19 protein-coding genes are annotated in these 22,699 nt (G+C 43.9%); 8 read left to right on the top strand and 11 right to left on the bottom strand.

Going from position 1 to position 22,699, the window contains the following annotated elements:
* Window positions 1-6 precede the first annotated feature (6 nt).
* Window positions 7-828 (top strand): DNA-binding transcriptional regulator, encoded by an 822-nt coding sequence (locus ACWYU8_RS12735; protein ID WP_457519938.1) that lies wholly within the window; start codon window positions 7-9, stop codon window positions 826-828.
* A 132-nt stretch (window positions 829-960) separates the two neighbouring features.
* On the opposite strand, the gene ACWYU8_RS12730 is transcribed toward ACWYU8_RS12735, so the two are convergent.
* The 4 genes from ACWYU8_RS12730 to ACWYU8_RS12715 all read right to left on the bottom strand — a co-directional run bounded on the left by ACWYU8_RS12730 (window position 961) and on the right by ACWYU8_RS12715 (window position 7,194).
* On the bottom strand, window positions 961-1,410 hold the full coding sequence (locus ACWYU8_RS12730) for a copper resistance protein NlpE N-terminal domain-containing protein (RefSeq protein ID WP_457519936.1): 450 nt from the start codon (window positions 1,408-1,410) through the stop codon (window positions 961-963).
* 786 nt (window positions 1,411-2,196) lie between these two features.
* Window positions 2,197-3,096 (bottom strand): LysR family transcriptional regulator, encoded by a 900-nt coding sequence (locus ACWYU8_RS12725; protein WP_457519934.1) that lies wholly within the window; start codon window positions 3,094-3,096, stop codon window positions 2,197-2,199.
* 131 nt (window positions 3,097-3,227) lie between these two features.
* The gene (gene pdxY / locus ACWYU8_RS12720) at window positions 3,228-4,070 is read right to left on the bottom strand and encodes a pyridoxal kinase (protein ID WP_457519933.1); all 843 of its coding nucleotides are present in this window, start codon (window positions 4,068-4,070) and stop codon (window positions 3,228-3,230) included.
* A gap of 550 nt (window positions 4,071-4,620) precedes the next feature.
* Window positions 4,621-7,194, bottom strand: coding sequence for a mechanosensitive ion channel domain-containing protein (locus ACWYU8_RS12715; protein WP_457519931.1), 2,574 nt, complete (start codon window positions 7,192-7,194; stop codon window positions 4,621-4,623).
* A 435-nt stretch (window positions 7,195-7,629) separates the two neighbouring features.
* Here ACWYU8_RS12715 and ACWYU8_RS12710 point away from each other — a divergent pair, with 435 nt between their 5' ends.
* From ACWYU8_RS12710 to ACWYU8_RS12680, 7 genes are all read left to right on the top strand, one after another.
* Entirely contained in the window at window positions 7,630-7,842 is a 213-nt protein-coding gene (locus tag ACWYU8_RS12710) for a DUF1656 domain-containing protein (RefSeq protein WP_444492528.1), read from the top strand.
* A gap of 12 nt (window positions 7,843-7,854) precedes the next feature.
* Window positions 7,855-8,718: an HlyD family secretion protein gene (locus ACWYU8_RS12705; protein WP_457519929.1), complete on the top strand. Its 864-nt coding sequence runs from the start codon at window positions 7,855-7,857 to the stop codon at window positions 8,716-8,718.
* Window positions 8,719-8,731: 13 nt separating this feature from the next.
* Entirely contained in the window at window positions 8,732-10,126 is a 1,395-nt protein-coding gene (locus tag ACWYU8_RS12700; RefSeq protein ID WP_457520191.1) for an FUSC family protein, read from the top strand.
* A 228-nt stretch (window positions 10,127-10,354) separates the two neighbouring features.
* Window positions 10,355-11,254: a hypothetical protein gene (locus ACWYU8_RS12695; protein ID WP_457519928.1), complete on the top strand. Its 900-nt coding sequence runs from the start codon at window positions 10,355-10,357 to the stop codon at window positions 11,252-11,254.
* 12 nt (window positions 11,255-11,266) lie between these two features.
* A complete protein-coding gene (locus ACWYU8_RS12690; protein ID WP_457519926.1) occupies window positions 11,267-12,448 on the top strand; it encodes a BamA/TamA family outer membrane protein in 1,182 nt (393 codons plus the stop codon).
* 5 nt (window positions 12,449-12,453) lie between these two features.
* Window positions 12,454-13,713 carry a DUF4056 domain-containing protein gene (locus ACWYU8_RS12685; protein ID WP_457519924.1) on the top strand — a complete coding sequence of 420 codons (1,260 nt, stop codon included), beginning with the start codon at window positions 12,454-12,456 and terminating at the stop codon, window positions 13,711-13,713.
* The gene (locus ACWYU8_RS12680; RefSeq protein ID WP_457519922.1) at window positions 13,706-14,653 is read left to right on the top strand and encodes a patatin-like phospholipase family protein; all 948 of its coding nucleotides are present in this window, start codon (window positions 13,706-13,708) and stop codon (window positions 14,651-14,653) included. The genes ACWYU8_RS12685 and ACWYU8_RS12680 overlap by 8 nt, the downstream gene beginning before the upstream one ends.
* Window positions 14,654-14,828: 175 nt before the next feature.
* Here the strand turns inward: ACWYU8_RS12680 and ACWYU8_RS12675 are convergent, their stop codons facing one another.
* From ACWYU8_RS12675 to ACWYU8_RS12645, 7 genes are all read right to left on the bottom strand, one after another.
* Window positions 14,829-16,187, bottom strand: coding sequence for an MFS transporter (locus ACWYU8_RS12675; RefSeq protein ID WP_457519920.1), 1,359 nt, complete (start codon window positions 16,185-16,187; stop codon window positions 14,829-14,831).
* A 93-nt stretch (window positions 16,188-16,280) separates the two neighbouring features.
* Window positions 16,281-17,294, bottom strand: coding sequence for a 4-hydroxy-2-oxovalerate aldolase (gene dmpG, locus ACWYU8_RS12670; RefSeq protein WP_457519918.1), 1,014 nt, complete (start codon window positions 17,292-17,294; stop codon window positions 16,281-16,283).
* Between the two features lie 11 nt (window positions 17,295-17,305).
* Entirely contained in the window at window positions 17,306-18,241 is a 936-nt protein-coding gene (locus tag ACWYU8_RS12665) for an acetaldehyde dehydrogenase (acetylating) (protein ID WP_457519916.1), read from the bottom strand.
* The gene (mhpD, locus tag ACWYU8_RS12660; protein ID WP_457519914.1) at window positions 18,238-19,038 is read right to left on the bottom strand and encodes a 2-keto-4-pentenoate hydratase; all 801 of its coding nucleotides are present in this window, start codon (window positions 19,036-19,038) and stop codon (window positions 18,238-18,240) included. Before mhpD ends, ACWYU8_RS12665 begins: the two co-directional genes overlap by 4 nt.
* A gap of 10 nt (window positions 19,039-19,048) precedes the next feature.
* On the bottom strand, window positions 19,049-19,912 hold the full coding sequence (locus tag ACWYU8_RS12655) for an alpha/beta fold hydrolase (RefSeq protein WP_457519913.1): 864 nt from the start codon (window positions 19,910-19,912) through the stop codon (window positions 19,049-19,051).
* Between the two features lie 23 nt (window positions 19,913-19,935).
* Complete coding sequence (locus ACWYU8_RS12650; RefSeq protein ID WP_457519911.1) at window positions 19,936-20,895, bottom strand: 3-carboxyethylcatechol 2,3-dioxygenase; 960 nt, start codon at window positions 20,893-20,895, stop codon at window positions 19,936-19,938.
* Between the two features lies 1 nt (window position 20,896).
* Window positions 20,897-22,582, bottom strand: coding sequence for a bifunctional 3-(3-hydroxy-phenyl)propionate/3-hydroxycinnamic acid hydroxylase (locus ACWYU8_RS12645; protein WP_457519909.1), 1,686 nt, complete (start codon window positions 22,580-22,582; stop codon window positions 20,897-20,899).
* Window positions 22,583-22,699 lie beyond the last annotated feature (117 nt).

The following is a 22,699-nucleotide window of genomic DNA, read 5'->3' as shown; positions in this document are numbered from 1 at the left end:
ACTTTCATGGGCCAAGACCAATCATCGAATTACAAAACTGTACAGGGTTTAACCCGCGGGCTGTATTTACTCAACATACTTAATCGCCTTGATGGTGGTGCGAGTGTGCGTCAGTTATCAGAGTTAAGTGGTATTCACCGGACAACGGTCAAACGTATACTCGAAACCCTCAAAAGTGAGGGTTATGTGCGTTACAGTGATTCTGATAATAGCTTTCGCTTAACCATGAAGGTGCGAGAACTGAGTGAAGGATTTAGAGATGAACAGTGGATCTCTGCAGTAGCGGCACCGTTACTTGGAGGTTTGTTAGAAAAAGTTGTCTGGCCTACCGACATTACGACGTTGGATGTCGATGCGATGGTAATCCGCGAAACGACACACCGTTACAGCCGTTTATCATTTCACCGCGCGATGGTAGGACGCCGCTTACCTATCTTACAAACTGCATGTGGACTCACCTATCTCGCCTTTTGTCCGCAAAACGAACGGAGCAATATCCTGACCATTCTAGCGGAACGGGATGAACCCGAGTATCAGCTGGCCAGAGAACCACAAGAGCTAGACAAGATACTGCAACATATCAGAGAAAAAGGTTATGGCGAAAATAACCAGAGTTGGCAGCAGGAAAATAAAATCGCTGCCATTGCGGTTCCTATCCATGACGAGGATCGAATACTTGGTTGTCTGAATTTAGTCTACATTGCTAAAGCGATGTCGTTAGACAAAGCAGCAGAAAACTATTTGGCAGACTTACAAGACGTCTCCAGACAAATTGAATCCGGCGTTTCGGAAAATACCATCCGCTTCGGTTATCCTGTACACCAATAGAAACCAAACTGCAGTTAGCATGTAGAGTGTTATCAGTAATACTGCTCGGAAACAACCATTAACGTACACACTGTGTATCATCGTGTGTACGTTTGTTGATATATGAAGACTTGGTAACGCGTTACTCTGCTATCACCAAATTTCTTTATTTAGCACATATGGCTTCCCTTCCCCGTCCATTTTGCTCTTTTCATATTGATCAACCAAAAACAGTTTATTCTCTTCGACCAAGAATCGATACTCACCGATTTGAAGAATACTACCCGCTTCATTCCAGTTTATGCCTCCCTCTTCCATAACCGTCGCACTCATTTTGTCGAAATAACTGCGGCCAAGAGAATAGTGGCCATCACTTTTTAATTCGACCAATAAGTGAGTAGCAGAGCAATCTTCACATGGAACGATACCCTTATATATTCCATTCCAATCAATTGAGTCACGAGCATTATAATTTGTATTGGTAACAATTGTTTTTTTACTAACTTCTAGAGTTTTTTTTGGCTCTGAATTTGGTAAATTTTTGTCCACACAACCAGTCCCGAAAGCCAAAGCTAGAACAATGATTGAACTATATTTAATCATCAACATTTCCTAAAGTTTTTAAATAATATTTATATAAGAAGGGTAAATCACTCTATTACACTTTAAGATAATAGAAATAAATAACACTATCGTTTGATTTTTACCAACATTAACCATTGAAAACAATCAATTGGAACGAACTCTGAGTTAAGATAAATACTACTGTTTAACGGTGATTACTCTTGACCTTAAACGTTTTTATTTCATCCTTGAGTTCTTGTACCTGCTTCGTCAAACTGTCATTCTTTGAGGAGTAGATAGCAATCTTATCGAACAACTCTCTGGTTATTTCATCCTTTTCAACAATCATAGAGGTAAGTTGAGCATTCTTCTTTTGCAAGTTGCTCATCCGCTTTGGAAGTAACCTCAAAACACTCAACACAACTAACACTGAAGATATTAATTGCAAAAATAAGACTATAAAAAATTCTAACGTCATAATTATAATTCTTTTTATAAATAGCTTGATTGTAGCAACTTACAATAACACAGAGAAACAATATTTAATTTTAAAATGTAACTTCAATAACTTATAAAAATGATAGGATGCATAAACAAGATTTATAATATGTATTTAATTTAAAAATCGACAATAAAGCATATATCAACCAATATAATTACTTATATATATTAACAAGTTTAATATGAAACAATAAACACCTCATGTTATTTATTTGTCCATATAAATATCGTCAAAGGATACATTAAGTACCTTTTAATTCTCATAATATATAGAAAACGATTATCTTCTTTGCACCACCGAGAAACATCTATCTCGTTAACTCTCTAAGGGTTGTATGACTCAACGTGTTCATGGACCGCATTCATTATCGACGTTTTAATATCCTTTAGGTATTTAGCATGTGGGCACCACATTGAAAGTGGCAGCTTCATCCCCTCAAGCATTAAGTCGAGTTTCACGGGTTCAATACCTTCAACTTTAAACTGTGGCTTTGTTAGAGCTTTTGGTAACCATGACCACCCTAACCCCTCACGAACCAAGTTAATCACTACCGAGAGCTGGTCTACTTGCTCATTATTGGCTGAAAATATGAATTTTTCTTTCAATCCCTCATCCACAAGCGACTTTAATATGAATTGCCGCTCAGTCACCAATGCATCCACGGCAGAGCGCTCATCCATCTTCGCTAATTTTCCCCCAGCCTGAACGTAAGGCACAAATTCAACATGGCCTAAGAAAACCGCGTCCATACTGTGCATCGCACTGCTTTCGTGTACGTTGACCAGTCCAAAATGAATGGAGCCATCAACAATGCCTTGCTTGATTTCCGAGCGATCACGCACCAGTAATTCTACTCGCATTGTCGGAAAATCTTTAGCTAATTGTCTACGGATCAAGTACAAGGCAGCTGGAGGCATAAAACTAGAATATGCGATAACAACACGCTCCAAATCACCATATGAAAGGCTCAATGCAATATTTTCAAATATCCGTGCCTGCTCAACGGTTTTCTTGGCGTAGTGATAAAGCAAATGACCATCTTCGGTTGGCTCAACCGAACGACCTAGTCGGTCAAACAAGGTGATGGCCAACTGATCTTCAAGATTACTGATGACTTGCCCCATTGTTGTTCGGTGCTTATTCAGCTTCACTGCAGCTTTACTAAACGATAATTCTTCATACACAGTGACAAAAGCCAAAAGTTGCTCAAAGTTAAACGTCATATGATTCCCTCTCGCTCAGTGATTTATCCAAGATATCACTACCGCTAATAGTCGTGTCATTGGTAATGGTGAGATGTGACAATCAACCAGTTTCTTGACTCACCATCTGCCAATCCTCATATCTAATCTGTTTATAAAGCCATAAGCTTTTTCACGGGAAAATCAAACGTAGGCTCTACAAATTCATCTTGGCCAGCGATCGTTTCAATCTCTGAACTCCCACTGTCACAAGTTAGCTCAAGTACGCCATAAACAGCGTTGGCTGTATGACGAAACACAGCAACCGGGGACATCCGCTTAACCAAACACGCGGTAAAGACTGCAGTTATTAAATCACCCACGCCAATCAGTTGTGTCTTGAAGTCCAGCATTGGTCTCTGTCCCAAATAGATAGCTTTACGTGTAGCTAGCATCATTGTGAATACTTCATCACACTCGACCTTTAGGTTTTTCACAAGGATGATCTTCGGCCCCAAATCCAATGCTTTTTTGCATGCTTCAACGGCGGATTCAATACTGCTAATCGGAATTCCGGTAAATTGCTCTAATACATATTGAGTTGATACAATAACGTCAGCCATCAGCATTAAATGTTCAAGCAACGTATCCTTATCTGCTACGGTATCGTTTAACTCCGGGTCACAGACATAAAGTGATTGATGACTTTTCGCCTTCATTCGGGAAACAACCTCACAAATCGCATCGCAATGCCTGGTTCCAGTCTGATACCCGGATATCACCGCGCTACATTTTGATAGCTGACCGCTATTGTCCAAACCATCAATCAACATTTGAATATCGTCAGTAGGAATGATGCTCCCGATACATACTTCATCATTGTTAGCACGGTTAGGATCCTGAACGGTGTGAATTTGCCACATGTCCACCCCCATTCGTTGAACCGGAAAAACTGTAGAACTGTTCACTAAATGCCCAGACATACCTTGTGTTTTAATTAAAATTATACCTTTCATAAATAAACCTGATTAACTTATAGCTGTATGTCTCGTCGTTGAATACTTCGCTCAACAACAACGTTAAATCACTCTGATCAGTCCACTTCATATATGTCGACCCTTGAAATGTTAATGACGTAACCAGCCTTTACGACTTGATTGCCATTAACCAACTCAACCGAGGCGTTAACGGAGTCAGTTCTAAGCTCACCACTCCCCCAAACTGGCATATATGAACTTTGCATTTCATGACATCACTACAATGTTGCTCGTTTGTGTGGCCAGTATCGTCGAAAAGTACTCTCTCAACCAATCGCTTATGTAGGATCGAATCCTACATAAGCAGATGAGCACTATCGTGCAAATCGGAAGAAAGCGATCAACTTGCAGAAAAGAACATGCTAGGGATGAGTGAGCTTTGAAAGTACATACGACGATATGGATTGGAACAAATTGAGAACAGAGATAGACCAAACAAGAGTTTAGTCAAACGGCAAAGTTTACCTAAAAGGCCACTCCCTCATTTAGATTTAAGTATCCAATTCGACGAAAACGTGGGAATTTTCTTCTACTTATCCTTCATATGCAGGTCCAGTTGAGGATAAGAGATTTCAACATTATTCTCTTTGAATAACTGATTAATTTTTTTGTTTACTAAATGGAGTGTTGGTAAGCGATCATCGATTGAGTTGATATGGAGTCGAAGTTCAAAGTCCAAGCTGCTTTCGCCAAAAGTCAAAAAGTACACACGCGGCGCTGGAACGCTTAATACAAGCGGTGTGTCTTCCACCGCACGATACAATAAATCTTCTACTAAGTTTACATCCGAGTCATAAGCTACCCCAATAGGAATCACAACCCTGGTAACCGAATCGGTTAGTGACCAGTTGATAAGCTTATCTGTAATGAACACTTTGTTAGGGACGACAATCTCTTTATTGTCCCAGTCGATAATGGTTGTTGAACGAGTTTGAATTTTGCTAACCGTTCCTGAAAGCTCATTAATAGTGACTGTGTCACCTATCCTTATTGGTCTCTCAAAAAGCAGTATCAGTCCAGAAATAAAATTGGCAAAAATTTCCTGTAAGCCAAACCCCAAGCCTACACCTATTGCAGCAACTAACCATTGCAAGCGCTCCCATTCAACCCCGATAGTAGTGAAGGCGATGGCAATACCAAGCATCAGTATTAAGTACCGAAGTAAAGTGGTAATTGTGTAGCCCGTTCCTGGTGCCAGGCTCATCCTGCGTAAAACTAGCAACTCTAATAGGCCAGGAATATTGCGGATACTCACGAAGGAAACAACCAAGGTAAGCAGCGCATACATTACTGATTTCAAAGTGATATCGACCAGTTCAGTGCCGCTGCCCGTAGATGGAGTTGCCTGCCATAAGACAACGTTATCCATCCAGTTGGTTAACTCGAGCTGATTTGACCAAATAGTGGAGATCACGGTCACTAACAAGACTAAACATAGTCCTTTCAACAGCGTCATAGACTGCTCGCTGATGGCCTCCTTATCTAATCCCTTCTCTTCAGCATCGAATGTAGAAGCTTCTTCAGGCAGCCCTTCATTTTCTCGTGCGATCTTTTCTTCTCGTCTTGCTAGAAAGCGCTGATAACTTAACTGCCTTTGCTCAAGTATCAGCCAACGTTCGCCAAGCTGATAAACCAAGAAAACGCCGATTAACGCGAATATATTCAATTGTTGAAGTACGAGTATCTTCCACGAAGCGACATATAAACCCAATATAGCGGTCATCATTACAACAAAATACGAACCCAACACTGAGTAATAAATGAAAAAGAAACCTATACCCGATTGGAAAAAGGCAGGCAGATGAGCATTAATATCATTTAAATTTAATGCGCTACGGTATAGAACAAAAAGGAAAACGACGATCAATAAAAACAGGATGCGGAGAATTTCAGCATCATTTTCTTGAGCGAGCAAACGGAAGAAGTGGAAGCAAACCAGAATCACGAGTAAAGGAAACATTATGACTCTTACTCGATGATGAATCGTACTACACACCTCCTTAGACCAGCGAAAATGCAGTTCAAGCATCCCTTTCTTTCTACTCAAATGATAAAGAAAGGCCACACTCCACAACAGGGTGAAACTCGCAATCATGGCTTCATCAAACAAAATTGATGACTGATGACCCCATATGAACTCGATAAACCAGACGCAAGTGAAGAAAAATGCCGGCAGAATAGATGACGCAACGAATGTAATCGTTAAGACTATGATACTGTTTGAAAAACTGTCTTTTAACGGGTTGCCAAACACCTTTTCTTGTCGCAGCGAGACTAGATCAAGTTTTAACCTCGACCACCAATTTAAAAAAAGCAATATCAGTGAAAGCACGACGAAATAAACTAATGAAACTTGAATCTTCGGTAAATAGACATTTCGAGAGATTGAACTGATTGGAGATGCCACACCAAATACTTTTTTGGTGTCAAGATTAAGAAGATTTTCCCACATCGGCGAGTTACTGTAGGTCCAGACTTGACGCTCTTCAAGAAAGGTTCTGGCTTTTTCCAGAGCAACAGAGTAATCACCAGACACAGCAATCAAAGTTTCTACCTGATTTGAGAGAGCCTTGTATAAAGAAATCAATTCCTTAAGTTTGTCTAAATCAACATATTGCGCTGAGCTAGAAGTGACGCCACTCGGTAAACTCGCAGCTCTTTCGGCCTTGGTAATCTCGTAAATTCTGATGTTTACCTGAGAACGATAGTCTTGAAGACGTTCAATATTTATTCTTTGAGGCAATTCTTGCAGCATTTTCCTAGTGTAAGATCCGAAAGACGTCGTCTTACTTAGCCAATCCAGATTGCTTTTTATCACCTCAATTTCTTCGGTAAGTGCTGCGTACTCTAAGCTTATCCCCTCTAAATCAGAGGACATCTTTTTGATCTCTGATGTAACCTTCTCAATCTCTAATCCAATGTCATGAGAATTTACAACGTAATTTTGGTCAAATTGTATTTCCGTCTCTATGAAACTATCGCTATTGAAAACTCTAGAGTATGCCGTGTCATCTTCACTGGTGAGAAGATAGATGGTAATCGACATGACGATCATTGCCATGAATGCAATGATGTATGAATAGATTTCCTTTTTCCTAATCACAAACACCTCTAACAGTTACGGAGACTCAGCGGGCTCCATTCATTACAAACGGTTTAACATTTACGTGTGTTTTCTCGGACTGATCTCCTCAGCCAACACTACAAAGATTTCGGTCAGCTCAATGCCCAATTAAGAATGCTTACCTCGTTTAATCTTAGTCAAAGAATCAACTCCTCATTGCCTGATAGGAGCCTAATTGGTTAATTGTTGGGAATATTTCATGAGATTTCGAACCGTGTCATTGGCCCACCTAACACGCTAATACTTTCACCAGTGAAAGACCCATACCAAAAGTTCTGAATCAGAGTCATAGCATTGAACTTGCTCTATATTTCGCCAATCCTGATTTGTAGGATGGCATCCTACAAAAGCGATTATCTGCCTTTCATCACTTCCTTTATCTTAGCTTCATCAAACACAACAGAGACAAGAATCATGAACACAATGCCGCATGAGCTGGTATGGGGTGAGATTTATTTCCCACCGTTGTTGTTGGTTATTGGGCTAGCTTACGTTCTGACTACATTGGTTGCCTCATGTGCTACCCGATTGGGTCTGTATAAATACGTTGCATTCCCAGCTCTAGCAGAGCTGAGCCTAATCGTTATTTTTACTGGCATTATTGGTCATTACATCACCATTTTCTGAGGGCAACTTTCCGTGATTAAACGTTATCTCATCACTCTTATTTTGCTGTGTACAGCGGGTACTGTGGCCTATTCTCACTACCAGACGTATTCAAGTAACCCCTGGACGCGAGACGGCCAAGTCAGTGCCTATGTTATCTCGGTAACGCCTCGCGTGACTGGACAAGTAACGAATGTTTACGTCACGGATAACTCAAAAGTTAAAAAAGGTGATTTGCTGTTTGAGATTGACGCAAGTATTTATCAAGCGATCTACCACAAAGCGCTCGCTAGTCAGAAACAGGCTACCGCACAGTTGGCTAAGGCAAAAAATGAAGAGCAACGAGCTCAAAAACTGGAAAAGCGCACTCCTGGCGCCGTACCTACGCTGACACTTAATAACTTAAGTAACGCAGTAGAAAGTGCAGTGGCTAATGTCGAGTTGGCGAAAGCCAATGTCGAAGAGGCTCTACTGAACTTAGACTTTACCAAAGTTTACGCACCTACTGATGGCTACATTACTAACCTAAACGTTCGTGTCGGCTCACAAGTCGTGGCTAACTCGCCAGTCGTTGCCCTCATTGATGAAAATAGCTTTTGGATTGAAGGTTATTTTAAAGAAACAGATCTAGCCGATATCAACCCAGACGATAAAGCCTACGTGACTCTATTGATGCACGACAATGTGGTTTTAGAAGGCAAAATTAAGAGCATCAGCTTCGGCATTGCAAAACAAGACGGCAGCACAGGGAACGACCTACTACCTAATGTTAACCCTAATTTTCAGTGGATCCGTTTAGCTCAGCGTATTCCGATTAAGGTCAAGCTGAACAGAATCCCTGAAGATCTGCAGCTACGCGTAGGTATGACTGCATCCATCAAAATCATCAATCACTGATTGGGTAAAGACCATTTTGAGTTCGTCGAGCAAAGAAGCAATAAAAGTTGCTCTATCTATCGTTACGGCTATTTGTCTTGCCTTATGGTTTCAATGGGAAAAGCCTTATTGGGCAGCTATTGCGGTTGCAGTAATGGCACTCAATGAAAGCTTCGCCCATTCTATCCATAAAGGGTACAACCGTGTGCTGGGGACGCTAGTCGGGATCGCTTACGCATTTTTTCTAGTTGCTTTGTTCCCTCAGGATCAATTCTGGTTCCTTAGTTTTCTCACCCTGTTTCTTGGGGTATGTATCTTGATGTCGAGCAACGAAAAATATGGCTACACATTTTCGATGGCTTTTACAGTGTGCTCCCTCATCGCTTGTATGGGTGGATTTGATAACCAGACTACATTCCACTTCGCTGTATTGAGACTTCAAGAAACCGTATTAGGGGTAATAACCTTTTCCGTGATTTATCGACTTGTTTGGCCTGTTAACACTGAGCAGAACTTTATACAACGTTTCGAAAACAGTCGAACTATGTTACTGGACGCACTTAAAAACCAACACGATTTCAATATTGCAGCTCTAGAAGCTAATGCAGGAAATATCAGCAAGTTGTACCAACTATTAAACCTGCCATTAAAAGGCAGTTATCAACTTAGGCAGTACCGAGGTGCATGGCTTGATAGAGTCGATGAAATGACGCAAATCCAAGAAAGGTTGCTGGATAGAGTATATAACTCAAGTGTAAACAACACGGATTGGAAAACGTTGGCCGAAAAATTAGAAAACTTTTATGTAGACAAACCTCAAACGTCTCTCATTAGTTATAACAATGGCAATGTAAAAGAAAGCGTTAAATCGTCATTGAATCAAAAGCAACGCACGTTTATGCAGCACATCAAAGAAGATAGACGTAAAGTGATTCAGGGCGTTTCGATGTTCATAACATCATTACTCGTTTGGATTTATCTGCCAGTACCAGGCGGCATCATTTTCCCAATGATTGTAGGTATTTTTTCTTGCATATTACCGACAATGCCACCAAGTGTAATCAAAGATGCTTTCTTTGGTGTCATCGGTACAGGTACAGTAATTTTGTTTGAGTATGTTTTTTTGATGCCACTCATGACCGAACTATGGCAGTTGGCACTATTCTACTTCATTAACACAATAGTTATATGGACGGTTTTTTCAGCACCGACAATGATGATTCATCGAATTCTAGGGATTAACCTATTGGTCGTACTTACATCTGGAGCTCTAAACCTGACCCCAACATATAGAATTGAAACACCAATTCTGATGCTGACAAATATTTTAATTCTCCTTCTGATTGGGAAAATATTTTCCGATCTATTTTCCAAACGTCAGAATAAAAAATTAGCACTCGTAAAAACAAAGATAATTAATAAAAGTTAATTTTAAATAAAAATATTAAATAAAATTTTCCATACAGTACTTTATCACCACATGACTATATGGAAATTAACCCATATGTAATTACAATCGCATAGGTTTAATGCCATTCCGATTTTATATTTATTTTAAATACCTCATTAAAACATCTTATTAACAAATAATATGAATTTATTAATACATGCGAACTTCTCATAGAAAGGTATTTAACCAACTTGAAGAGATATTATTTTGAAAGTAAAAATCTTACTGTCTTTCACCGTTTTATTTACACCATTGAGTTTTTCGCAAGAATCCTTTTTTCCCATATGGGGAGATGAAGCAGCGAAGCGAGGTTATACACTACCCAAGCCTTATGGCCTGTCACTTTCATACATGGACATGAGCAACCCTATTACAGTCAACAGTATTGATCTGACTGGGCACCCAGTCCTTGAAGCCCTTGATATAGATGCTCACCATGCTGATTTCAAAGGCTCGAATATTACGCTACGTGGTGATGTGTGGATTTTTCCATTCATGAATATTTACGGCATCATTGGGTACACCCAAGGCACTAGCACGGCAAAAATCAACTCACTAGGTTGCGATAAGTCTTCCGTACTAGGGATTGGTAATAAAGCCCTATGCTCCTTACTCGACGCTGCCGGTGACAGCCTACCGGACAATGCGGTTTTCGAGCTGGATATGGACGGCGGAACCTATGGCGCTGGTACCACATTGGCAGGAGGCTTGGGAAATTGGTTCGCACTACTCGACATGAACTACACCTACACCAGCATTGCAGCCATTGATGGCAACATCAAAACCTTCGTAGCCGCTCCTCGCGTCGGGTATCGCTGGCAATATGATGGCAGTCGTGAGCTTCGAGTATTTGCAGGTGCCATGTACCAGAATGTTCAGCAAGAACTGTCTGGTGATCTAAAAAGCTTAAATCTACCACGAGAAATCCATGAACTCGTCGATCACCTGAGTCCAGATGCAGGCTTCCACGTTAGTCAAAGTGCAGATGAGAACTGGAACGGTGTGGTTGGATTCCAATACGCCTTTAACAAAGACTGGGAAATCTTGATGGAAGCGGGATTTGGGGAACGTGAGACTCTGTTCTTTTCACTAGGACGTCGATTCTAGGCATTGAAAATAATGAAAAAAATACTTCCTGTGGTTTACTTATGCATGGCGGGTACAACTTTCGCCGCGATAGCAGAACCTGAAGCCGCCAAGCAAGAGCTAACCATGCATGAGCAATATCAGGTTTGGCTTGAAGATTTGCTGCTGGAGCTGGGTGCAGATGGCCAGTTTGATCCTACTAAAGGGGTCGACTGGAGCGTGATGCCCGGGCCCTTTTATACACCCGAGAAAAAGTTTGGTATTGGTGTGTCGGCAGTAGGGCTCTATAAGCCAGATATAAATGATACTGACTCACAACCAAGCTCAATAACCATTAATGGTTTTGGGTCGATAAACGGCGCATATGGCGTTGCGATTAATAATGCCAACTACCTGATAAACGATAGGTACCGTTTATTTGTAGGTGCAGAACTGACCAATTCTCCCGATGTCTTTCATGGCTTTGGTGTTGATGCCGGAATGCATAACGAAAGAGTTAACTATGACCGACAAAGCTATTCAGCGTCGATCACTGGCATGGCACGTGTACTGCCCTATACCTATTTAGGACTGGGTCTCTCCTTTTCCCACAATGAAGCGTCCAACGCCAAACAAGAGGAAACTAACACTCCTTGGATTGGTGATGATTTGGCCCTGTTTCCAGAAACGCAACGCAACGTTGGAGCCTTGCTCAGTCTGACTTACGACTCTCGGGATTTTGCACTTAATGCATCCAAAGGAAGGCTAATTGAACTTGAGTACCATCACTTCAGTACTGAATTAGGCTCAGACAATGATTTTGAACGAATAAAGCTCAACTACAGCGACTACCACAATCTATCGACCATTCCCGGTGTGCTGGCGTGGCAGGTTCGCGCTGAATCGAATTCGGGCGATGTCAGCTGGGATCAAATGGTAATGCTCGGTGGTGCGGAAGTGCTTCGAGGCTACGAGCAAGGCCAGTACCGTGACAGGAACATGCTTATCTCGCAAATGGAGTACCGGCAGCCTCTATCCGGCCGCCACGGCATGGTGTACTGGTTAGGAGCTGGCACCTTAGCCGAGGAATTTGATCAACTGGGTCAAGATAAGTGGCTTTACTCTATCGGCGTTGGCTACCGATTTGAAATCAAGCAGCGAGTTAACCTGCGTTTAGATATGGGCTTTGGTAACGATCAAAGCGGTTTTTACTTTGCAATTAATGAAGCGTTTTAACTGAAATGAACCGTTTACTTTTTAAACCCTTTTATACTATCGCCCTGTGTTACTTTCTGGCTGGATGCTCATCAAGCAATTGGGAAATCCACCCTGCCCCAAGCTTAAATCAGGCCGCAGACATGTTAGCCGGCGTGGAAACTTCAAATGAAACCTGGTTTCTGAATGAATCTAGCCTACCGGACTTGAAGGTACCGCAGAACGTTCGTCCATGCTGTGCCTTTGGCGATATGCAAAAAGTGAAATTCGGACCTGTTCCGGTACCTTTTTTCCGATTGAACAATGTCGTTGAGTTAGAGGACATTGGGCCGCACAAGTTTGCCAGCGGAATATATCATTACACACCGTCGTCTTCTTCTGCATTAGGGCATGGCGGCGGAGAAAATAACGGCATCCTGTACACGCAAAAAGGTGGTTTCATCGACCTCGCCCATGTGCGAGATACCGCCGATGACACCATGGGATTATTTTTTGAGATACTCGATAACCTAGGGCAAGCCCATCGAATTGAACTGCCTGACGAGTTGGGGCCGAGATACATCGAGATGTCACCATTTAACACATCCACGCTAACGGATGAGCAAAGGTGGTCTTTAGCCGCGCATATTGCAGCACGCTTAGCCTACTTCAAAGCTGAATCACACGAAATTGCCCAGTGGCACGGCTATGCGAGCTTTTCCGGATGGCCTGAAACCATTTCGGCCTATTCTCTTGAAGATCTGTATTCCAACATGCTGGGCGCAAAAATCATCCTTAACCTTATTCAACAACATAAGGTGCTAAGTCAAAAAGACTACAACCAAAACGTCAGCCTGCTATTAAACGCAAGTTTGCTGAAGCTTGGCATCGTTGGTAAGTCAGAAGCAAAACTGGTACTGGCCGCCGTGGACGGTAAATGGTGGAATTCACAAGAGTCTATTCCAAACAAGTATATGGTTCTCCAGCGTCACTATGACCTTGGTGACCAACAAACCCCTTACCTGCTAACACCAGATCTATTAGGGGAACAGAGTCCTAGCCTGCAGAATCTTGCTCAATCTGCCGCTACAGTACTGTCTTTACCATCGTCTGCTGAATCATTAGATCTCGACAGCATTGCCAAACTGGTACTCGAAATATCACCTAAATACGCACAGACGTTTAATCACATACCAAAACACATTTGGGCTGAGCGTATCGACCACACTAAATTTCCTGTCATTGCGCAGTACGCAGAGCTACAGGATAACCAGGATTTAAAACAATTAGGTATTGCTAATGACTAGCGTCCATTCTTTCAAAAAAGTGATTCGTCTATTGATTGTCCCACTTCTGTTTACTGTGTTGTACGGTTGTACCAGCGGCAATCAATATAATGAACTGATGTTTGAGGAAATAGAGAAAACGCCGACTGTTTTAACCTCTCCCGCTGATAAACAAGGCGAACAAGGCAGCAAACCTAAACTGGCCATCGCCTTTGGTGGTGGAGCTGCTCGCGGCATGATGCACCTTGGGGTAATAAAGGCACTTAACGAAGCTGGTATCAAAGCCGATATCGTTACTGGTACGTCGGTAGGGTCAATTGCAGCAACACTATACAGCTGTAACACATACCCAGAAATAGAACGTAAAATGTTCGAATTTACCGAACACGAAATCGTCGATATTAGCCTTTCTCGCGCAGGACTAATCAAAGGCAAGGCACTAGCAAAATGGGTGAATGAGCAAACCGGATACGACGATCTCCGGGATCTCCCGATTACCACAGGCATTGTGGCCACAAATTTAACCCAGAAGAAAGCGGTCATGTTTACAAAGGGCAATATTGGAAGGGCAGTACAAACCTCATCCAGTGTTCCCGGAGTATTTGTACCCGTACATTACAATAATGAGATTTTGGTTGATGGCGGCATTCTATCACTGGTTCCAGTGTACGCCGCTCGTCAGTTAGGCGCGGATATCGTTATCGCCGTGGATGTATTCTGTAGTTTGCCGCCACCGCTGAAATACAATGCGATTGATGCCATGGCGAATACTTTCTGGCTCCAGAGTTGCGTAGCAACTAAAGATGAAATCGACAGTGCAGATATCGTTATATGGCCAGTTGCACCCGATCCAAGTTTGGTTAATTTTGGAGGAATGTCAGAGCGTACGGCAGCCACAATGGCCGGATACGAAGCGATGAAAAAGGCGTTGCCATTGCTCAAGCAACATTTATCAATTTAGAAGAAGCGCCGAATTGAATAAAACTGTTTTCGTCCATCTCGTTTATTATTTCCTGCCTAAGAAATCAAAATCATTTTTGGTATTACGAACTAAGGCAAATTTCTCTGCCTTAGTTCGTAGCTGACACCTATTTAGTGCTTAACTAAGCAAAAGCGCTCTACATTGCTCAAACGATTTATATCGCTTCTTTCGCCTTTGCATGTAGCGATACCGTGTCTTGTTTAACTGCAGCCGTTTCTTTGGACAAGTACACGCCAATACCCGTTACTGCACATAACACACAGAACAGTATCGCAATGTAGTGAGTGTTCGTCCCGCCACCGGCCTGATCAAGTAAGGCCTGAGCGATAATTGGCGTAAAGCCGGCACCAATGAGTGAAGTTAATTGATATGTTAATGACAACCCAGTGTAACGCGTACGAGTAGTAAATTTCTCGCTGATGAATGCCCCCATAGGTCCATACATGACCGCCTGGATGATATGATTTCCGATAATAAAGCCCAGCAACATCATCCACGGGTTTTCATGACTGATTAATTCGAACATTGGCCAAATCAAAATCATACCAAGTACAACACCAGTAAGCATAACTGGACGACGACCATAGCGGTCGGAAATTGCTGCCATAAGAGGAATGGTGAATATATGCAGCGTATTAGCAATAGTCAGCATTAATAAGGCATCACTGCGAGTGTGACCAATTGACACTGCGTAAGTGAGCGCAAAAGTCGCTAACAGAGATTGAATAAAAAGTGGCGCGATACCAGATAAGGTGCCTAAGCCAATCTCTTTTGATGAACTACGAAATAGCTCAACAATTGGCACGCTGGTCGACTCAGATTTTTGTGCTTCTTTGGCTTTTGCCTGTTCAAAGTCAGGCGATTCTGTGACCCTGTGACGTAAATACAAGCCAATCACAACCAGTAACGCAGACAACAGAAACGGTATACGCCAGCCCCAGCTCATAAACTGCTCTTCTGGCATTAACGAGAATCCACCCAAAACCAGAGTCGCGAGTACAGCGCCAGAAGGCCCGCCTGAAACCGCGATACTTGCTCCCAAGCCTTTGGACTTTTTACCTGAGTGTTCCATCGCCATCAGGGTTGCACCAGCCCATTCCCCACCAACGGCCAGACCCTGCAAAATTCTCAATAGAAGTAGTGCAACGGGTGCTGCGATACCGATAGTTTGGTAAGTCGGCAGCAAGCCAATCAATATAGATACGATCCCCATCACCATAAGAGTGATAAATAAGATCTGTTTACGGCCGTATTTGTCGCCGAAGTGACCAAAAAGAAGACCACCTATTGGCCTTGCGATATAACCTGTCGCTAAGGTAAGAAACGACAGAATGATACCCAGACTTGGGTCTAAGTCGCTAAAGAATAATGCTGGAAACACCAGACTTGCTGCGCTTCCGTATAACAGAAAGTCATAGTATTCGACCGTTGAACCAAGATAACTTGAAATCACCGCACGGCGGCTTTCACGTTTTTTCTGTTTCAACTCTGCTTCACGTATTGGATTAGACATATTCCTCACTCCATGTAGGGATGGCCGGTATCGGTATGGAGCACCGGCTCTTAATATTTATTATTTAATGAGTGTTTTTTGCAGCGAGAACGACTACCGGCTTTTCAGCAAATCAAGCGCAACGTCGACGATCATGTCCTCTTGTCCACCGACCATGCGTCGCTTACCAAGCTCAACCAGAATATCCACGGTATTTAAACCGTAACGCTCTGCTGCTCTCTCAGCATGACGTAAGAAACTTGAGTAAACACCGGCATAGCCAAGCGCAAGCGTTTCACGGTCAACACGAACCGGACGCTCTTGCAGTGGTCGTACGATGTCATCCGCAGCGTCCATCAATGCGTACAAATCAGTGCCATGGTTCCAGCCAAGTTTGTCTGCTGCTGCGATAAAGGCCTCCAGTGGTGCATTACCTGCCCCCGCGCCCATGCCGGACAAACTCGCATCGATACGATTACAACCCTCTTCAACCGCCACCAAACTGTTGGCTACGCCCAAGCTCAAATTGTGATGAGCATGAATACCGGTTTCTGTTTTCGGGTCCAGCACCTCTTTCAGGGCTCGGAAGCGATCACGAATGTCCTGCATGGTCATCGCACCGCCCGAGTCCACCACGTAAATACAGGTAGCGCCGTAGCTTTCCATTTTTTTCGCTTCCAGAGCTAAGTTCTGTGGCGTTGTCATGTGGCTCATCATTAAAAAGCCAACGGTATCCATACCTAGCTTACGTGCATGCTCAATGTGCTGACGGGAAACATCGGCTTCGGTACAGTGAGTTGCAACACGTACGATTCGCGCACCTGCGTTATAAGCGTTATCAAGATCGTGAACACTACCAATTCCCGGCAGTAATAATGTCGCGACTTTTGCGTAACTAAGCTCTTCTGCAACCGCTTCAATCCACTCGAGATCGGTGTGAGCACCAAAGCCATAGTTGAAACTAGAACCTTGTAAACCGTCACCGTGAGCAACTTCGATTGAGTCAACTTTGGCTTTATCAAGCGCACGTGCTATCGACTTCACTTGAACAATGGAGTACTGGTGACGAACCGCATGGCAACCATCACGCAATGTCACATCTGAGATATACAGTTTTTGTTCATTCATGAGGGTCTTCCTTATTGGTTTAGACAAGATTGAGCGATACGTTCTGCGGTCGCCATAGCCGCACAAGTCATAATGTCGAGGTTGCCAGCATAAGCAGGGAGATAATGAGCTGCCCCTTCAACCTCAATAAAAACCGATACCTTAAGTCCACTGAACTTACCGTAACCCGGAAGCGTAACGGGCTGATCTTCCGGAATCACTTCAAACTGAACCGCTTGTTTTAGACGATAACCCTGCACGTAACTCTGAACCGCACTGACCATTTCTTCTATTGAAGCACGGACTTTGTTTTCATCTTTGCTGTCACATAGTACATGGATAGTGTCACGCATCATCAGAGGTGGTTCTGCTGGGTTAAGAATGATGATCGCTTTACCTTTCTTCGCGCCACCTACCGTTTCAATGGCTTTAGAAGTGGTTTCGGTAAACTCGTCAATATTAGCGCGAGTCCCCGGTCCTGCCGATTTACTGCTGATCGAAGCAATAATTTCTGCGTAGTGCACGGTTGCTACTTGCGCTACAGCCGCGACAACAGGAATCGTTGCCTGACCGCCACAAGTGACCATATTAACGTTATTCTTCGACAGGTTTTGCTCCAGATTCACGACTGGAACACAATAAGGGCCAATCGCTGCCGGGGTCAAATCAATGAGCCTGATGCCAGGTTTTGCCTTGCGCAGAATGGCATCGTTACTAATGTGCGCGTTGGCCGACGTTGCATCAAAAACGATATCGATATCATTAAACTCTGGTAAATTAATCAGTCCTTCCACACCCTCATGCGTGGTTGTCACACCCATTCGACGTGCTCTGGCCAGGCCATCCGATTCAGGGTCAATCCCAACCATCACACTCATGGTCAAATGTTGGCTATTGCGCAGCACTTTTATCATTAAGTCAGTGCCGATATTGCCTGAACCAATAATCGCTACCTTCATGGTTTTCATTTTTCACTCTCCTTTTGTTCGGTAAAGGAGACTGACACACGACCAACTCCTGTTATTTCGGCATCAAATTTGTCACCCGGCTGCACCGCTGCCATCGGGCCCAATGCACCCGTCAACACAACGTCACCAGCACGCAATGGCTCGCCAAAAGCGCTCATGGTACGAGCTAACCAAACTGCCGCATTTAATGGGTTACCAAGACACTCGGAACCGTCGCCTTGGGATACAACCTCGTTGTTGCGTGACATCGTCATCGTTGCACCACGAAAATCTAGGCCGTCTACTGTTCGAGCTGGCCCGCCCAGTACATACAAACCACTCGAAGCGTTGTCCGCCACGGTATCAACAAACTTAATATCCCAGTCACGAATGCGGCTACCAACGATTTCTAAAGCAGGTACAACCCAACCAATCGCATCCATTACTTCGCCAATAGTAGGGTCACTTTGCGGTAAGTCTTTCGCCAAAATAAGCGCGATTTCCGCTTCAATTTTTGGCTGCATGACCGCTTCATATGGCACCACTTCATTGTCACCGACACACATGTCGGCAAACAGAGTGCCAAAGTCAGGTTGATCGACGCCCAGCTGTGCCTGAACTTTAGGGTTAGTCAGACCGATTTTACGCCCTACGATGCGACGACCTTGCTCGACCGCCACGGATACATTCAAACGTTGGATAGCGTAAGCTTGCTCTACATCAGCGCCTTCGATCTCGTCACACAGTGGTGAGATTGGCAGGTTCTGTTGCTCGGCTTCACGCAGTCTCTGCGCCAGTTGTTCTATCTTGTCAGACATGACTCTCTCCTTAATGCTGAATGAAGTCGACAACCAAACGGTTGAATGTGTCAGCATGTTCCCACTGCACCCAGTGACCACACTGGTTGAAAACGTGCAGTTGAGCCTGTGGAATGCCTGCCATCAAACGTAAGCTGGTATCAAACGGAACAAAGCGGTCCTGGCGGCCCCAAATGACTAATGTATCGGCTTTGATCTCGCCTAATCGCGCAGAGAAATCCGGGAATTGTTTTGGATTGGCTTCCAGACTTTTAACAAAATTTTCGAGGTGATCCTGACGAGCAAGAATGTTATTCAAACGTGTTTGGAACAACTCTTCGGTGAGATCGCTGGTATCAAAGACGAAGATATCCATCATCGCTTTTAGGTTTTCGATAGTAGGATCGCGGTAAAGTTGATTTAAGCGCTTAATACCTTCTGCCGGCATTGGTGTGAACAAGCTTGCACCGCCAGTGCCGCCGCCCATCAAAATCAATTTGCCTACACGTTCTGGGTATGAGAGCGTAAAAGCGACAGCTGAGTGTCCACCCATGGAGTTACCGATTAAATGCGCGCGCTCAATATCCAAAGCGTCCATCACGCCTTTTAATGCGGTTGCGTTTAGGTCGGAACGAGATTGAGTAGAAACTATTGAGTCACTCTTTCCCCAACCCGGACAGTCAAGAAGGATGACACGATAACCAGCATCGACCAGAGGCTCAATATTACGGTTAAAGTTAGCCCAGCCCGTAGCGCCTGGCCCTGAACCGTGTAGCATCACTACTACTTCGCTTCCTACCCCACAATCGTTGTAATGCAGTTTGAGGTTGAGGTCTCCTTCCTCAATATGAACAAATTTGCTTGTCTCTTGCTCAGTAAAAACTAGATTAGACATTCCTATACTCCTCGTTTACAGCTTTAGCTTTTTAAGTTTTTTGATGTGGTTGCACTCATAGAGCCAAATCCGGCGATCCACTCAGGTATCTCGCGGTAATAGCAACCTTCGGTTTTGTAAGGTCCATAAGCAGATAGTGCTGCGAATGCCGCCACCCAGGTCTTCACTTCATGAGTAGACTTACCGGCAATATCTGACAGATCCTGATTGTTCATCGCATCCAGTTTGCTCATTTGCCCGGTGGCTAAATCTTGCATAAAAGCGCGATCCCATTCCGGATTTAATGGATGTAACGTGTTTTGGTCATCAGTAAATTCAACCGCTGCGTTGATCACTCTTTGGGTACGGGCAATACGCTCATCCTCAGGAAGACATCGACCGCTGCCTTTAAGCCGGTCTGCGATATGCTCGTCGGCAATGGCTAGCTCAGGTACTGGCGGCTGGTGTGATAAACCGCCGGAAGCCAGAAATAACACGCGCTTGTTTAAGCTCTTGGCGTATTCACCGATGGCTTCGCCCAGTAAGCGGGCTCGCTGGAAACCTGGCATTGGTGGTGCAACACCATTGATAAACACCGGGATAACCGGAACTCGATCCAGACTGCCTAATAAAAACTCAAGAGGTTGAGCGAAACCGTGGTCTACTTGCATGTTGTAAGAGACCGCCGCATCCACTCCTTTAGCCAGCACGTATTGTGCGCACCCTTCAGCGAGTGATTGAGGTACGTTTAACGGTCCCGCTAAAGTCCCAAAATCACCAATCGCATGAGCGGCCATTCCGATACAAAACGACGGCATAACATCATAAAAAAAGCCGTTGTAATGATCAGGCGAGAACAGGATGACTAACTCCGGGTCAAATTCATCGATGCGTTGTTTGGCGTCAGCGATAACGCTATTAACTTCATTGATAACCTCCTGAGCGGGGTCAAAATGACCGACTAGCGGTGTGTGCGACAAACAGTGCAAATAGACTTCACTCATATCACGCTACCTTCTTGTCGTGTGCACCTACTTTCGATGCAGTTTCGCGCTGGACAGTTGTGGTGCTGAGAGCTTTACGTACTTGCTGGCACACTGAGTTAATCGACTGCGGAATTGCAATACTCGCAACGAATCGGTCAGGTCTGATGATGGCGACAGAAGCTGGATAGCGACCAAACCAGTCTTTAAGCGCATTGGTTTCATCTCCGATACATACCACGTCAGGATGCGTCTCTATCTGTGACTTGAGTTGAACAGAAGGAACCACTTGAATGAACTTGGTTCCCAACTGTTGCCAATGTTGGATCTCTTGTTCACTCAGCCCCAGCTTTGGATCAGTGCCCCATGCGATGATTGCGAAGTTTTGGCCAATAACATCATCGATCTTGGTGATCTCATTACCCACTCGAACCACAGGCTGGATAAACAGTTTGCCCACTGGAGAGTCTTTAAGTGCTGGCTTAGGTTCAACAACAACACCCTGATGATATTTAGGCATTGGTTTAAAACGCATTTCGACAAAGTAACGCTTAACAGGCGGCACATAGTTCAGCAGCCAAGATACGCCATCACGTAACGTTGCCTGCCATTTCTTAGGTGGAGCCAGTACCTTACCGGCTAAAACTGACAGATCGATCATCGCTTTCGCATGGTCACGACGTTCTTGCTGATAGGTGTCTAGCAGACTTGAATCCGCCAGTCCTTTAACCACTAAAGAGAGTTTCCACGCCAGGTTATTTGCATCGCGCATACCTGAGTTGTAACCCTGACCTTGCCAAACAGGCATAATATGTGCCGCATCGCCTGCTAGCAGGATTCGACCTTCACGGAACTTGCCTGCAAGGCGGGCATTGTGGGTATAAACACGCTGGCGGATAAATTTGATATTTTCCGTTGATGGCAGCACTTTGCTCAACAGACGATCCATGTTTTCTGGCTTGCTGAGTTCCTCTTCGGTTTCACCCGGCATGACCATAAACTCAAATCGACGAATACCTTGTGGTAGAGCCGCTGATACATATGGACGTTCAGCGTCACAACATAAGTAAATGTTAGGCGTACCAATTGGATCGTTTTCCAGATCCATTACGATCCATTGATTAGGTGCAGTTTCACCATCAAACGAGATGTTTAAGCTGCGACGAACAAAGCTATTACCACCGTCGCACGCAATCATATATTTTGCTGAAATTCGCTCTTCTTCACCGTTTTCGTTTTTGAAGTTAGCCCAGGTTTGGTCATTATCTTGGCCAAAGTTGACAAGTTCACGTGAGAACAGCACATTTACATTCGAGTATCTGTCTAATCCATCATAAAGAGCGCGATCGGCCTTTGGCTGAATAAACGCATTTCTTCTCGACCAACCAAACTCGTTAGTATTTGGTTGAATGTCGGCGAAACAACGGCCTTTAGGGGTAAGGAAGCGCATGGCATGATATGGAGTTGTGTAAGGTACAACTTCTGAAGCTAACCCTACTGCCTGAAACGTTCTTAAACTTTCATCATCTATACCAATCGCGCGAGGGTAATCGATCAGCGTAGGCAGTTGTTCAATCACAGTTACGTTAATGCCTTGGCCGCCAAGATAGTTTGCAATCATTAAACCGACTGGACCAGCCCCAATAATCATGACTTCTGAATCATAATAGGCAGTCGAGACCGTTTTTTGGGAAGTGGATACTGTCACTTTGAATTCTCCAGGTACGTTCAAGTTATGGGAACCCTATTTGACCAAGTAGATCGCTAGGGAAAGGCCTACTCATTCGCGTTCTGAAGGAGTTAGGCAGTGCAAATGTTTTTATTT

Source organism: Vibrio limimangrovi (assembly GCF_054064025.1).
The sequence above is the reverse complement of the archived record's forward strand: the minus strand, read 5'-3'. Positions and strand labels throughout refer to the sequence as shown.